Source organism: Pseudomonas sp. B16120, from assembly GCF_044218845.1.
GTDB lineage: Bacteria > Pseudomonadota > Gammaproteobacteria > Pseudomonadales > Pseudomonadaceae > Aquipseudomonas > Aquipseudomonas paracarnis.
Genome location: NZ_CP162588.1, coordinates 1,786,599 through 1,800,764, shown reverse-complemented (window position 1 = coordinate 1,800,764; position 14,166 = coordinate 1,786,599). Strand labels below are relative to the sequence as shown.

Annotated in this window: 11 protein-coding genes; 3 read left to right on the top strand and 8 right to left on the bottom strand. The window is 59.7% G+C overall.

Annotated elements, in window-relative coordinates:
• The first annotated feature begins 5 nt into the window (after positions 1–5).
• A complete protein-coding gene (gene sulA, locus AB4P90_RS08605) occupies positions 6–479 on the top strand; it encodes an SOS-induced cell division inhibitor SulA (protein WP_005786162.1) in 474 nt (157 codons plus the stop codon).
• Positions 480–515: 36 nt separating this feature from the next.
• On the opposite strand, the gene AB4P90_RS08600 is transcribed toward sulA, so the two are convergent.
• The 7 genes from AB4P90_RS08600 to AB4P90_RS08570 all read right to left on the bottom strand — a co-directional run bounded on the left by AB4P90_RS08600 (position 516) and on the right by AB4P90_RS08570 (position 9,368).
• Entirely contained in the window at positions 516–749 is a 234-nt protein-coding gene (locus AB4P90_RS08600; RefSeq protein ID WP_014717511.1) for a hypothetical protein, read from the bottom strand.
• 530 nt (positions 750–1,279) lie between these two features.
• Positions 1,280–1,801 (bottom strand): DUF6586 family protein, encoded by a 522-nt coding sequence (locus tag AB4P90_RS08595; RefSeq protein WP_003189653.1) that lies wholly within the window; start codon positions 1,799–1,801, stop codon positions 1,280–1,282.
• Positions 1,802–2,020: 219 nt separating this feature from the next.
• Positions 2,021–4,642, bottom strand: a complete 2,622-nt coding sequence (topA, locus tag AB4P90_RS08590; protein ID WP_019818246.1) for a type I DNA topoisomerase — start codon at positions 4,640–4,642, stop codon at positions 2,021–2,023.
• Positions 4,643–4,756: 114 nt separating this feature from the next.
• A complete protein-coding gene (locus AB4P90_RS08585; RefSeq protein ID WP_003189651.1) occupies positions 4,757–4,993 on the bottom strand; it encodes a DUF1653 domain-containing protein in 237 nt (78 codons plus the stop codon).
• Positions 4,994–5,091: 98 nt separating this feature from the next.
• Positions 5,092–6,267, bottom strand: coding sequence for an acetyl-CoA C-acyltransferase FadA (gene fadA, locus AB4P90_RS08580; RefSeq protein ID WP_003189650.1), 1,176 nt, complete (start codon positions 6,265–6,267; stop codon positions 5,092–5,094).
• A 29-nt stretch (positions 6,268–6,296) separates the two neighbouring features.
• Complete coding sequence (gene fadB / locus AB4P90_RS08575; protein WP_395605804.1) at positions 6,297–8,444, bottom strand: fatty acid oxidation complex subunit alpha FadB; 2,148 nt, start codon at positions 8,442–8,444, stop codon at positions 6,297–6,299.
• 486 nt (positions 8,445–8,930) lie between these two features.
• Positions 8,931–9,368: a hypothetical protein gene (locus AB4P90_RS08570; protein WP_019818247.1), complete on the bottom strand. Its 438-nt coding sequence runs from the start codon at positions 9,366–9,368 to the stop codon at positions 8,931–8,933.
• 105 nt (positions 9,369–9,473) lie between these two features.
• Here AB4P90_RS08570 and AB4P90_RS08565 point away from each other — a divergent pair, with 105 nt between their 5' ends.
• Positions 9,474–9,914: a universal stress protein gene (locus tag AB4P90_RS08565; RefSeq protein ID WP_014717508.1), complete on the top strand. Its 441-nt coding sequence runs from the start codon at positions 9,474–9,476 to the stop codon at positions 9,912–9,914.
• Between the two features lie 181 nt (positions 9,915–10,095).
• On the opposite strand, the gene AB4P90_RS08560 is transcribed toward AB4P90_RS08565, so the two are convergent.
• A complete protein-coding gene (locus tag AB4P90_RS08560; RefSeq protein ID WP_020302894.1) occupies positions 10,096–12,018 on the bottom strand; it encodes an ATP-binding cassette domain-containing protein in 1,923 nt (640 codons plus the stop codon).
• 213 nt (positions 12,019–12,231) lie between these two features.
• On the opposite strand from AB4P90_RS08560, the gene AB4P90_RS08555 reads away from it, so the two are divergent.
• On the top strand, positions 12,232–14,160 hold the full coding sequence (locus AB4P90_RS08555; protein WP_014717506.1) for a transglycosylase SLT domain-containing protein: 1,929 nt from the start codon (positions 12,232–12,234) through the stop codon (positions 14,158–14,160).
• Positions 14,161–14,166: the final 6 nt, after the last annotated feature.

Below are 14,166 nucleotides of genomic sequence, written 5' to 3'. Positions count from 1 at the left end.
GCATCATGCAGCTCGTGCACACCCCACAACATACACAACTGTCGCTGTTCGAGGCCTTCATGGCCCAGCCCCTTGCGCCAATCCTCAAGGAAACGGTCGAAGCCCCCTGGGGCGGCGAACCTGAGGCGTTCAGTGAACTGTCGTTGCGCGGTGCGGCTGAGAGCTGCCTGAACCTGCTGGCACCTATCCTGCGCGAATTGAGCGAAGATCAGGACGCCCGCTGGCTGACACTGATCGCCCCGCCCGCCAGCCTCACCCAGGCCTGGCTGCGGGACGCTGGGCTCAACCGTGAGCGTATCCTGTTGCTGCAACCACGCGGCGCGCAAAGTGCCCAGCAGCTAACCTGCGAAGCCTTGCGCCTGGGCCGCAGCCATACGGTGGTGAGCTGGTTGAACCCGCTGAATGCCAGCGCCAAGCAGCAACTGATCAGTGCTGCGCGCACGGGTGATGCACAGAGTTTGAATATTCGATTGGGGTAATGATGGCGCGCCACAGAAGCAGCCGTCACAAAGGACTCAGTGAAGAACGCGCGGCCCTTCATCTTTCTCCGGCTCGCCTTCGGCAAGGCGACCTGCCATCTGCACGCCCACGCTCAACATGGCTTTAGCCACTTCGACGTGCTGGCCTTGCAGGAAGACCTTGGCGTCTTCGGAGAAATCCAGAATAACCAGAGAACCCTCGTCCTCAGCCCGGCGCAGTTCGATTCGGCCGTCAGGCAGTTCAACAATTTCCAGAAAGGACGTTGGCATAAAAGTCTGTTCTCCACGAAAGGCCTGGGATTATATCAGTCATCCACCCAGCCTCGCAGGGGATATGGACAGGTTTGTTTACGGTGTGATGAATGGCGCCCTAGGGAACACGCGTCTCTATGTGGGCGCTGGCTTGCCTGCGATGGCGGAGTATCAGCGAATAACCAGCAAACTGACCCACCGCTATCGCAGCATAGGTACCTATACAACTTTGCAGGCTAAAGCAGCCAACGGTAACCACGATGCGAAGCGAGTAGCTTTTGATCTGCTTTTGATCTTGATCTCAGGCTCCCCGTTAAACCACGCTGGCATTCCGGCTTTTCCAAAGTGACCCGCCGTCAGGCGGAACCCTAAGTGGCCGTTACCGCAGGAATGGATATGTACTCGGTATAACAGGGTCGCCTGTCAGGCCGCCATCGCAGGCAAGCCAGCTGCCACAGGTTGAACGCGGGGCATCAGATCGATAGGTGTCGGCTGGCAGGCCGTCATCGCAGGCAAGCCAGCCTCCACATTTGCTTAGTGCAACCCCTTCAGCACTCGTTGAGCCCTTCACGAAAACGCAGCGCCATCTTTTTCAGCTCCTGGCGCCAGCCTTCCAACTCCTCACGGCTCAAAGGCTTGGGCTCATCCTGTTCCAAGGCCACGGCGACGATCAGCGGCTGGGTGACATCACCTTTGGGCACATGGGGAATACGCGGCGGTTGAAACATATCCGCATGGGCTTTGAGCAGCCGTGCCACCCAACTGTCGGGGCTTTGGGCCATTTCCACCAGCTCGGCCAACTCGGGGATCGCCATGGAATCCAGCACTTCACGATTCATGATCATTTCTGCACGCGGCGCACCGGCCTGGGGTAGGCGGTAGAACCCGGCGATCTCATGGCACAGCCCCAGCAAGGCACCGTACAGGTGGAACAACGCCGCTTCGCGCCCCGCCTGTACCAGCGCGATGGCGTTCATCTCTTTCCCTTCCTCGGCACGGCCAAGGGCCTCCAGGGATAAACCCGCGAAGTAAATTTTCTGATTGGTACGGGTATAGAGTTCGTTGGCCATGACGGCAATCTCCACAACGAATAGGCGTGATGCTGGCTGTGTAGGAGCGAGCTTGCTGTGGCGAGGGAGCTTGCTCCCGCTCGACTGCGTAGCAGTCGCCAGCTATTGGGGGCGCTTCGCACCCCAGCGCAAGCAAGCTTGCTCGCCACAACAAGCTCAATCCTACAGTAAGCAAAAGCCGTCTATACAGACGGCTTTTGGCGTTAACAGACTAGCGGATCAAGCGCCCTGGCGCTTGTCCTCGACCTTCCACTTGCCGCCGTCGTAGAACGCTTTCCAGCCAGTAGGCTTGCCGTCCACTTCGGTCTGCACGTACTGCTCCTTGGTCTTGCGGCTGTAACGGATCACGGCTGGGCGACCATCCGGGTCCTTTTTCGGCGCTTCACACAGGAAGTGGTACTTCGGATCGATCTCGTCCTTGTGCGGCACGATCTCCATCACCAGTGGTGCACGGGTCTCGCGGTTTTTCGGGAACTGGCTCGCAGCCAGGAACAGCCCCGAAGCGCCGTCACGCAGGATGTAGGTGTCGTTGACCTTCTCGCACTTGAGCTCGGGCATTTTCACCGGATCCATCTTCGGCGGCGCCGCATCACCGCTTTTCAGCAGTTTGCGGGTGTTCTTGCAGGTTGGGTTGGTGCACCCGAAGAACTTGCCGAAACGGCCAGTCTTAAGCTGCATCTCGCTGCCGCACTTGTCGCATTCCAGGCTCGGGCCTTCATAGCCCTTGATGCGATAGGTGCCCTCTTCGATCTCGTAGCCGTTGCAATCCGGGTTGTTACCACAGATGTGCAGCTTGTGCTTCTCGTCCAGCAGGTAGGCGTCCATCGCCGTGCTGCAGATCGGGCAGCGGTGCTTGCCACGCAGCACCAGCGACTCGGACTCACCCTCGTCGTCAGCCGCGATTTCATCGCCCGGTACCAGGTTGACGGTCGCCTTGCAGCGCTCTTTGGGCGGCAGGCTGTAGCCCGAGCAACCGAGGAACACGCCGGTGGAGGCGGTACGAATCTGCATCGGTCGACCGCAGGTAGTGCACGGAATATCCGTCATCACCGGCTGGTTGGCGCGCATCCCGTTCTCGGGGTTCTCGGCCACTTCAAGCTTTTTCTTGAAGTCGCCGTAGAACTCATCCAGCACGTTTTTCCAGTCGCGTTCGCCCTGGGCCACGTCATCGAGGTTCTCTTCCATGCCGGCAGTGAAGCCGTAATCCATCAAGTTGGAGAAACTCTCCGACAGACGCTCGGTGACGATGTCACCCATCTTTTCCGAATAGAAACGACGGTTGTGCAGCGCAACGTAGCCACGGTCCTGGATGGTGGAGATGATCGCCGCGTAGGTCGACGGACGACCGATACCGCGCTTTTCCATCTCTTTCACCAGGCTGGCTTCGGAATAACGCGCCGGCGGCTTGGTGAAGTGCTGGGACGGGTCGAGCTTGATCAGCTTCAGCGTGTCGCCCTGGGCCATGTCCGGCAGCACATCATCATCGCCAGGCTTGGCGATCTGCGGCATCACACGGGTGTAGCCGTCGAACTTGAGGATACGGCCCTTGGCACGCAACTCGAAATCGCCCGCGCCCACGCTGACGGTAGTAGACAGGTATTGCGCCGGCAGCATCTGGCAAGCCAGGAACTGGCGCCAGATCAGCTCGTAGAGGCGCTCAGCGTCGCGCTCCATGCCGCTCAGCTTGGCAGGCGTGGTGTTGGCGTCGGAAGGACGAATCGCTTCGTGTGCCTCTTGTGCGCCTTCCTTGCTGCTGTAGACGTTCGGCTTCTCCGGCAGGTAGGTCTTGCCGAATTCGTTTTCAATATAAGTACGCGCCATCGCCACCGCGTCTTGCGACAGGTTGGTGGAGTCCGTACGCATATAGGTGATGTAGCCAGCCTCATACAGACGCTGGGCCATCATCATGGTCTTCTTCACCCCGAAGCCCAAACGGTTGCTCGCGGCCTGTTGCAGGGTGGAGGTGATGAACGGCGCCGACGGCTTGCTGCTGGTCGGTTTGTCTTCACGCTTGACGATGCTGTAGCTGGAAGCCTTGAGCTTCTCCAGCGCGGCCATGGCCTGGGCTTCGTTCAGCGGTTTGAAGGCCTCGCCTTTCTCACGGGCCACTTCAAAGCGCACGTTGGCGCCCTTGGCAGTGCCGAGGTCGGCGTGGACTTCCCAGTATTCTTCAGGGATGAACGCACGGATCTCGCGCTCACGCTCCACCACCAGCTTGACCGCTACCGATTGCACACGGCCGGCGGACAGGCCACGGGCGATCTTCGCCCACAGCAGTGGCGAGACCATGTAGCCGACGACGCGGTCGAGGAAGCGACGGGCCTGCTGGGCGTTGACACGGTCGATGTCCAGCTCGCCCGGCTTGGAGAAGGCTTCCTGGATGGCTTTCTTGGTGATTTCGTTGAACACCACGCGCTTGTAGCGGCTGTCATCACCGCCGATGGCTTCGCGCAGGTGCCAGGCAATGGCTTCCCCTTCGCGGTCCAAGTCCGTCGCGAGATAGATGGTGTCAGCATCTTTGGCGAGCCGGCGCAGCTCTTCGATGACCTTTTCCTTGCCCGGAAGGATTTCGTACTTGGCCTTCCAGCCATGGTCCGGGTCCACACCCATGCGCGAAACCAGTTGCTTGCGCGCTTTTTCTTTAGGCGTGAGTACCGGACCTTCGCCCGCGGCGGCCTTGCCGCGCTTGGCGGCAGGCTCCTTGCTGGCGCTAGCCGAACCGCTGGTGGGCAGGTCTCGGATATGGCCGATACTCGACTTCACCACGTACTCGTTGCCCAAGTACTTGTTGATGGTCTTGGCCTTAGCCGGGGATTCCACAATGACCAGCGATTTGCCCATGGATCGGAAAATTCCTGAATTCGAGAAGTGAAAGGCAGTTGGCGCCTGACGCGGCAACGCTATATATAGTGGCAACCGGATGAGGTCAAGCGCAGCATTCTGCGCGACCTGCCGTTATTGCCCTGTAAAAAGACTGGGTTCGGCCGTGACCAAAGCAAAGCGCGGGACCTGCTCGCCGTCAACTTCGACGGTCTCCAGGAACATGCTCAAAGGGCGCACCCAAAAGCCGTATTCGCCATACAGCGCTTGGTAAAACACCACTTCTTCTTCGGTTTCAGAGTGGCGCGCCACGCTGAAAACACGGTACTGCGGCCCCTTGTAATGCTGGTAGAGCCCTGGTTCGACTTTCATGCTCTGGCCCTCATGCAAAATTTGTTGAAAAAAAATATTTAAAAGTTCCAAAAAACAAAAACCGGGGCACTGGGCCCCGGCTTCCGTCAACCGAACGTTTAGACGCGTTCGAAGACGGTAGAGATGCCTTGGCCGAGACCAATGCACATGGTTGCAACCCCAAGGTTGCCGCCATTTTGCTTCATCACGTTAAGCAAAGTGCCAGAGATACGCGCACCGGAGCAACCGAATGGGTGGCCCAGGGCAATCGCACCGCCGTGCAGGTTAACCTTCTCGTTCATCTTGTCGAGTACTTTCAGATCTTTCAGCACTGGCAAGGCCTGTGCGGCGAAAGCTTCGTTGAGCTCGAAGAAGTCGATATCAGAGATGGAAAGGCCTGCGCGCTTCAAGGCTTTTTGTGTGGCCGGTACTGGACCATAGCCCATGATCGCCGGATCCACACCCGCCACTGCCATCGAACGAATCACGGCCAGCGGCTGGATACCCAGGTCCTGGGCACGCTGCGCCGACATCACGATCATGCACGAAGCACCGTCGGTGATCTGCGAGGAAGTACCGGCTGTCACGGTGCCGCCCTTTGGATTGAAGGCGGGCTTGAGGGCCGCCAGGCTTTCCAGGGTAGTGTCCGGACGAATGGTTTCGTCGTAGTCGAACAGTTTCAGGAAACCATTCTCGTCGTAGCCGTTCATCGGGATGATTTCATCCTTGAACTTGCCTTCCACCGTCGCCTTGTGGGCGAGTTGGTGGGAGCGCAGGCCGAAGGCGTCCTGGGCTTCACGGGTGATGCCGTGCATTTTGCCGAGCATTTCCGCGGTCAGGCCCATCATGCCCGAGGCTTTCGCCGCGTAGAGGGACATGTGCGGGTTAGGATCGACGCCGTGCATCATGCTGACGTGGCCCATGTGCTCCACGCCACCGACCACGAACACATCGCCGTTGCCGGTCATGATCGCTTGCGCAGCGGTGTGCAGCGCGCTCATCGACGAGCCGCACAGGCGGCTGACGGTCTGGCCGGCCGCGGTGTGCGGGATCTGGGTCATCAACGACGCCATGCGCGCGATGTTCCAGCCCTGCTCCAGGGTCTGGTTGACGCAGCCCCAGATCACGTCCTCGACTTCGTTCGGGTCGACCTTGGTGTTGCGCTCCAGCACTTTGCTGATCAGGTGCGCCGACATGTCTTCGGCGCGGGTGTTGCGGTGCATGCCGCCCTTGGAGCGGCCCATCGGCGTACGACCGAAGTCGACAATCACGACGTCTCTTGGATTCAAGCTCATAAATATTCTCGCTCTAGTCGATTGGGCGCTTAACCGAAGAAGCTCTGGCCATTCTTGGCCATTTCACGCAGCTTCGCGGTCGGGTGGTACAGCGGGCCCAAATCAGCGTATTTGTCAGCCAGGGCAACGAACTCGGCCACACCGATCGAATCGATGTAACGCAACGCGCCACCACGGAATGGAGGGAAACCAATACCGTACACCAGGCCCATATCGGCTTCGGCGGCGGTTTCAACGATGCCGTCTTCCAGGCAACGCACGGTTTCCAGGCACAGGGCGATCATCATCCAGTTGATGATGTCTTCGTCCGACACCTCACGCTGTTCGTAGATGACCGGAGCGAGCACTTCGTGCACCGACGGGTCGGCCACTTTCTTCTGCTTGCCCTTCTTGTCGGCCTCGTAGGCGTAGAAGCCCTTGCCATTCTTCTGGCCCAGGCGCTTGGCCTCGTACAGCGCGTCGATCGCCGAGCGGCGGTCGTCTTTCATGCGGTCCGGGAAGCCTTCAGCCATGACGTCGCGACCGTGGTGGCCGGTGTCGATGCCGACCACGTCCATCAGGTACGCCGGGCCCATGGGCCAGCCGAATTTTTCCATGACCTTGTCGATGCGCACGAAGTCCACACCGGCGCTGACCAACTTGGCGAAACCGCCAAAGTACGGGAACAGCACGCGGTTGACCAAGAAGCCCGGGCAATCGTTGACGACGATCGGGTTCTTGCCCATTTTCTTGGCGTAGGCAACGGTGGTGGCCACGGCCAGCTCGCTGGACTTCTCGCCACGGATCACTTCCACCAGCGGCATCATGTGCACCGGGTTGAAGAAGTGCATGCCGACGAAGTTTTCCGGACGCTTGAGGGCCTTGGCCAGCAGCGAGATGGAAATGGTCGAGGTGTTGGAGGCCAGGATGGTGTCATCTTTGACCTGGGCTTCCACTTCAGCCAGTACCGCCTGCTTGACCTTCGGGTTTTCGACAACCGCTTCGACCACCAGGTTGACGTGGCCGAAATCACCGTAGGACAGCGTAGGACGAATGCCGTTGAGCACTTCAGCCATTTTTGCAGCGGTCATACGACCTTTATCAACGCGGCCCACCAGCAGCTTGGCCGCTTCGGCCAGGCCCTGTTCGATACCGTGCTCGTTGATGTCTTTCATCAGGATCGGCGTGCCTTTGGACGCCGATTGATAGGCGATACCGCCGCCCATGATACCGGCGCCGAGTACGGCGGCCTGTTTCACGTCCTTGGCGATTTCGTCGTAGGCCTTGGCCTTTTTCTTCAGTTCCTGATCGTTCAGGAACAGGCCGATCAGGCTCTGGGCCGCCGAGGTTTTCGCCAGTTTGACGAAGCCTGCCGCTTCCACTTCCAGGGCTTTGTCGCGACCAAAGTTCGCGGCCTTCTGGATGGTCTTGATCGCTTCAACCGGCGCCGGGTAGTTCGGGCCGGCCTGGCCTGCCACGAAACCTTTGGCGGTTTCGAACGACATCATCTGTTCGATGGCGTTGAGCTTGAGTTTTTCCAGCTTCGGCTGACGCTTGGCCTTGTAGTCAAATTCGCCGCTGATGGCGCCTTTGATCAGGTTCAGCGCGGCTTCGGCCAGTTTGTCCGGGGCCACCACAGCGTCGACGGCACCGACTTTCAGCGCGTCTTCAGCTTTGTTTTCCTTGCCGGCGGCGATCCATTCGATCGCGTTGTCGGCACCGATCAGGCGCGGCAGGCGCACGGTACCGCCAAAGCCTGGGTAGATACCCAGCTTGACTTCCGGCAGGCCGATCTTGGCCGTCGCGGACATGACACGGAAGTCTGCCGCCAGGCACATTTCCAGGCCGCCGCCCAACGCGATGCCGTTGATGGCAGCAACAGTCGGCACGTTGAGGTCTTCGAAATCGCTGAAGATCTTGTTGGCTTCGAGGTTGCCAGCCACCAGCTCGGCATCGGGCAGCTTGAAGTTGTCGACGAATTCGGTGATGTCAGCGCCGACGATAAACACGTCCTTGCCGCTGGAGACGATCACGCCCTTGACCGAAGCATCTGCTTTGATGGTGTCTACGGCCTGACGCAGTTCGTTCAGGGTTAGACGGTTGAACTTGTTGACGGACTCACCCTTGAGGTCGAATTTGAGTTCGACGATGCCACTTTCAAGAGCCTTAACCGTGATGGCTTTACCTTCGTAAATCATCAACTGATCTCCACGATATGGAAGCTGAACAGTACACACTGGACGCTGGTCTCTGGTTTGACATTGACAGTTGAATCAATGCTCACGCCAATCCGCCAGGCACACCCGCCAGTGCGATAGTCGGGTTTTGTATGAGTCGTCTGACAGGCAAACGCTCAATTCATACGCCCGTTTGATTTGGGTACGCCACCTTCATCCAATTCCGAGCAATTGTCAATCGCTCCAAAGGCTAGGAAAAACGCGACTTTCCAGTCATTTCAGAACCCGGCCCACAGGCTCGCCACCCGTCAATATTCAAATATTCACAGGATCAATAATGGAAAGGATGTGGGAAAAGGCTGTACAGAAAGCAATACACGACTAGGCTAGCGGCAATGTGCAGATTTACCGGCCTGCCTGGCCACCTCCAGCCCGATGATGATGTCGGGCTTTTTATTGCCTGGCTTTCCTGTAGGAGCGAGCTGGCTCGCTCCTACAGAGCTTGGGTCAGGCCAGGGCCTTGAGCAGCGTATCAATATCTTTCAGCACGCTTGCGTCGCCCTTTTCGCCCCAATACAGAGCAATCATCTGTTTGTCGGCCTCGACCTTATAGACGTTTGCCGGCAGCGTTGCAAAATGCGGCAACAACTTCTCATCCACACAGGGTTCACGCCACTGATTGACCCATAGCCCCGGCTCCAGCTGCCAGTAGCTCCAGGTTGCGGGCGCGCTGCCGCGTCGTGGCCGGCAATACTGCGCACAGGGGCTCGGCGGCTCCTGCTTGAGCCAGTGCGGCCATTCCTGAGGCGCCAACTGCATGGCCAGGCCGATGCGGCGTGCCTCCATGCGCAGGGCCATACGCCCACTCTGCTGGCGCGAAGGTCGCAGCCATACCAGGGGGCTCAAAACCACCGCAAGGATTGACACCACTATCCAGACCGTCATATGTGTACTCCCGAATTTCTAGATGAGCGGATTTGATCTGCGGCAACCCCATCCGCTTGAAAGCAGCCATACTGAACTTATTGCAGTCCTCTGGAGGAACGCCTCATGCCCTACGAACATATTCTGGTCGCTGTCGACCTGACCGAAGAGTGCGATCCAGTGATCAAGCGCGCACAGGAATCCGCGATTGCCAATGGCGCCAAACTGTCGTTGGTACACATCGTCGAGCCCATGGCCATGGCCTTTGGTGGTGACGTGCCGATGGACCTTTCCCAGCTGCAGCAACAACAATTTGACCAGGCCAAGGAGCGCCTTGACCGTTTGATTCTCAAATACCCGCACCTGAAAAAGGAAGACTGCCACCTGACATACGGCCAACCGCGCCAGGAAATTCACCACCTGGCCAAGGAAAAGGCTTGCGACTTGATCGTGGTGGGTAGCCATGGTCGTCACGGTTTGGCGTTGTTGCTGGGCTCGACCGCCAATGATGTATTGCACGGCGCGCCGTGCGATGTATTGGCCGTCAAACTGATAAAGAGTCCGTAAGACCGATAAAGGTCTAATGTGGGAGCTGGCTTGCCTGCGATAGCGGTGTATCAGCCACCCGATGCATCAACTGGCAGACTGCTATCGCAGGCAAGCCAGCTCCCACAGTTGAATCGCATTTCATATTAAAAAGCCCGGCGCTCATAGAAGAGCGCCGGGCTTTTTATTGCGGCTCGATCACTCAGGCATCCAGCTCGGCCCAACGCTCAACCAACGCTTCCAGCTCCTGGTTCAACGTCTCCAGGGAGGCGATAACCTTGGCGGTTTCTGCCGCAGGGCGCAGGTAGAAGCCGGCGTCAGCCATTTCCGCTTCGACCGCAGCGATCTGCTGTTCCTTGGCGTCGATATCGCCTGGCAAGGCTTCCAGCTCGCGCTGCAACTTATAGCTCAGCTTCTTCTTGGCCGGCGCAGCGTCAGCAGCCGGTGCAGGCGCCTCGGCAGCGGCGGGAGCCACCACCGCCGTGTTCAGGTCCGCCTTGCCCGACTTGCTCTCGGTCACGCCCAGCAGGCGCGGCGAGCCGCCCTGACGCAGCCAGTCCTGATAACCGCCCACGTATTCGCGCACCTTGCCTTCGCCTTCGAAAACCAGGGTGCTGGTGACCACGTTGTCGAGGAATTCCCGGTCGTGGCTGACCATCAGCACGGTGCCGTTGAAGGTCAGCAAGACCTCTTCCAGCAGTTCCAGGGTTTCCACGTCGAGGTCGTTGGTCGGCTCGTCGAGCACCAGCAGGTTGGCCGGCTTGCTGAACAGCTTGGCCAGCAGCAGGCGCGCACGCTCCCCCCCCGACAGCGCCTTGACCGGCGTGCGCGCACGTTGCGGGCTGAACAGGAAGTCGCCCAGGTAGCTGAGTACGTGGCGGCTCTGGCCGTCGATGTCGATAAAGTCGCGACCTTCGGCGACGTTGTCGATCACGGTCTTTTCCAGGTCCAACTGGTGGCGCAACTGGTCAAAGTAGGCCACGTCGATGCGAGTGCCCTCTTCCACCTTGCCGCTGGTCGGTTGCAGGCCGCTGAGCATCAGCTTGAGCAAGGTGGTCTTGCCGGTACCGTTGGCGCCCAACAGGCCGATACGGTCGCCGCGCTGCAGGACCATGGAGAAGTCCTTGATCAGGAACGGGCCGTCCGGGTGATGGAAGCTGACGTTCTCCAGCACCATCACTTGCTTGCCCGACTTGTCGGCAGTATCGAGCTGGATATTGGCCTTGCCGGTACGCTCGCGGCGCTCACTGCGCTCCACGCGCAAGGCTTTCAAGGCACGCACACGGCCTTCGTTACGGGTGCGACGGGCCTTGATGCCCTGGCGGATCCAGACTTCTTCCTGGGCCAGCTTCTTGTCGAACAGCGCGTTGGCGGTTTCTTCGGCCGCCAGGGCGGCTTCCTTATGCACCAGGAAGCTGGCGTAGTCGCCGTTCCAGTCGATCAGGCCGCCACGGTCCAGCTCGAGGATGCGCGTAGCCAGGCTCTGCAGGAAAGCACGGTCGTGCGTGATAAACAGCACGGCGCCCTGGAAGTCCTTGATGGCTTCTTCAAGCCAGGCGATGGCGCCGATGTCCAGGTGGTTGGTCGGTTCGTCGAGCAGCAGCAGGTCCGGCTCGGACACCAGGGCCTGGGCCAGCAGCACACGGCGACGCCAGCCGCCGGACAATTCGGCGAGGGTCTTGTCTGCCGGCAGTTGCAGGCGGCTCAGGGTGCTGTCCACCAGTTGCTGCAAGCGCCAGCCGTCACGGGCTTCGAGGTCTTGCTGGACGTGCATCAGTTTGTCCAGGTCTTCTTCGGTGACGCAGTTCTGTGCCAGGTGATGGTATTGCGCGAGCAACTCGCCAACACCGTCCAGGCCTTCGGCTACCACGTCGAACACTGTCCGTCCGTCGGCCACCGGCAATTCTTGCGGCAATTCGCCGATCTTGAGGCCCGGGGCACGCCAGACAGAGCCGTCATCGGGCTTCTGGTCGCCTTTTACCAGCTTCATCATGCTGGACTTGCCGGTGCCGTTGCGGCCGATGATGCACACCCGCTCACCACGGGCGATCTGCCAGGACACCTTGTCCAACAACGGCATGGCGCCGAAAGCAAGGGACACATCGCTGAATTTGAGCAGGGTCATACGCTTCTCCAAAAACTGGGCGCGCATTCTACCTGATGTGAGGGTGGGATGCGGTCGGCATTTTCTCTATTGACACGTTCTGTAGGACATTTCCGGTGAACTTGAACGAACCAGCCGGCAAAGCTTTCGCGGGCCGCTGGCAAAAGGCTAAGCTAGGGGCAATCAGTGTCGGCAGTGCCGGTGCTAGTCGTGATTTCTCTGCACGGACGTCTCATGCGCAGTCGCCTTTTCAACTTTTTATCTTGTCTGCTTCTTTCCGCCACTGCCGTTCAATCCGCCCAGGCGGTGGACCTCACCACTCAACGCCAGTATTACGATCAAGCCAAACGTGCCCTGGCCAAGGGCGACAGCGGCCCCTATATGCAATACAGCCAGGCCCTGGCCGATTACCCGCTCACGCCCTACCTGGCCTACGACGAACTGACCGCGCGCCTGAAAACCGCAAGTAACGAGGAAATCGAACAATTCCTCGCCAAACACGGCGACTTGCCCCAGGCCAACTGGATGAAACTGCGTTGGCTGCGCTGGCTGGCCGAACGCGGCGATTGGCAAACTTTTGAAAAGTACTACGACACCAAGCTCAATTTCGTCGAGCTGGACTGCCTGCATGGCCAGTACCAGCTCAGCCACAACCTGAAGGCCGAAGGCTACAAGACTGCCGAAAAGCTCTGGATGACCGGCAAATCCCAGCCAGCCGCCTGTGACGCCACGTTTGGCCAATGGGCCGCTGCCGGCCAGCTCACCGAGCAGAAGATCTGGGAGCGCACCAAGCTCGCCGCCGAAGCGCGTAACTACGCGCTGGCCAACAGCCTGGTGAAAACCCTACCCACCCTCGGCGCCCAAGGCCGCTTGATGGTGGATGTTGCGCAAAAGCCCGACATGCTCAGCGACCCGTCACGCTTCCAGCCGGCCACCGAGGCCATGTCTGACGCCGTGGGCCTGGGCCTGCGTCGCCTGGCGCGGCAGGATCCGGACAAAGCCATGTCGCTGCTCGACGGTTACGCCAGCAGCATGCACTTCTCCCGTGACGAAAAAGTCTCGATTGCCCGCGAGATCGGCTTGACCCTGGCCAAGCGCTTCGACCCGCGCGCGCTGGAGGTCATGACCAAGTACGACCCCGAGTTACGCGACAATACGGTTTCCGAGTGGCGTCTGCGCCTGCTGTTGCGCCTGGCGCGCTGGGAAGACGCCTACCAGTTGACCCGCAAACTCCCACAGGACCTGGCCACCACCAACCGTTGGCGCTACTGGCAGGCACGCAGCCTGGAGCTGGCCGAGCCGAAAAACCCGCAGGCTTTGGTGCTGTACAAAAACGTGGCCAAGGAGCGGGACTTCTACGGTTTCCTCGCTGCTGACCGCTCCAAAGCCCCTTACCAGTTGAACAACAAGCCGCTGGTGATGAGCCAGGCGCTGGTCAACAAGGTGCGCAATACCCCTGGGGTGCGGCGTGCCCTGGAGTTCTACGCCCGTGGCCAGATCGTCGACGGTCGCCGTGAGTGGTACCACGTCAGCCGTCATTTCAACCGTGACGAGATGGTCGCCCAGGCCAAACTGGCCTACGACATGAAGTGGTACTTTCCGGCCATCCGCACCATCAGCCAGGCGCAGTACTGGGACGATCTGGACATCCGCTTCCCGATGGCCCACCGCGACACCCTGGTGCGCGAAGCCAAGGTACGTGGCCTGCACTCCAGCTGGATCTTTGCCATCACCCGTCAGGAAAGCGCGTTCATGGACGATGCCCGCTCCGGCGTCGGCGCCAGCGGCCTGATGCAACTGATGCCCGGCACCGCCAAGGAAACTGCACGCAAGTTCAGCATCCCCCTGGCCTCCCCGGCCCAGGTGCTGGACCCGGATAAAAACATCCAGCTCGGCGCTGCGTACCTGAGCCAGGTGCACAGCCAGTTCAACGGCAACCGCGTGCTCGCCTCCGCTGCCTACAACGCCGGCCCAGGCCGCGTGCGCCAATGGCTGCGCGGCGCAGACCACCTGAGTTTCGACGTGTGGGTGGAAAGCATCCCCTTCGACGAAACCCGCCAGTATGTGCAGAACGTGCTGTCTTATTCGGTGATCTACGGGCAGAAGCTCAACTCACCGCAGCCGTTGGTGGATTGGCATGAGCGGTACTTCGACGACCAATAAGGCTCT

Coding starts and splice junctions, on each gene's coding strand:
- sulA (WP_005786162.1), top strand. CDS start 6: ATGCAGCTCGTGCACACCCCACAACATACACAACTGTCGCTGTTCGAG.
- AB4P90_RS08585 (WP_003189651.1), bottom strand. CDS start 4,993: ATGAAAGTCGAACCAGGGCTCTACCAGCATTACAAGGGGCCGCAGTAC.
- fadB (WP_395605804.1), bottom strand. CDS start 8,444: ATGATTTACGAAGGTAAAGCCATCACGGTTAAGGCTCTTGAAAGTGGC.
- topA (WP_019818246.1), bottom strand. CDS start 4,642: ATGGGCAAATCGCTGGTCATTGTGGAATCCCCGGCTAAGGCCAAGACC.
- fadA (WP_003189650.1), bottom strand. CDS start 6,267: ATGAGCTTGAATCCAAGAGACGTCGTGATTGTCGACTTCGGTCGTACG.
- AB4P90_RS08595 (WP_003189653.1), bottom strand. CDS start 1,801: ATGGCCAACGAACTCTATACCCGTACCAATCAGAAAATTTACTTCGCG.
- AB4P90_RS08555 (WP_014717506.1), top strand. CDS start 12,232: ATGCGCAGTCGCCTTTTCAACTTTTTATCTTGTCTGCTTCTTTCCGCC.
- AB4P90_RS08565 (WP_014717508.1), top strand. CDS start 9,474: ATGCCCTACGAACATATTCTGGTCGCTGTCGACCTGACCGAAGAGTGC.
- AB4P90_RS08560 (WP_020302894.1), bottom strand. CDS start 12,018: ATGACCCTGCTCAAATTCAGCGATGTGTCCCTTGCTTTCGGCGCCATG.
- AB4P90_RS08600 (WP_014717511.1), bottom strand. CDS start 749: ATGCCAACGTCCTTTCTGGAAATTGTTGAACTGCCTGACGGCCGAATC.
- AB4P90_RS08570 (WP_019818247.1), bottom strand. CDS start 9,368: ATGACGGTCTGGATAGTGGTGTCAATCCTTGCGGTGGTTTTGAGCCCC.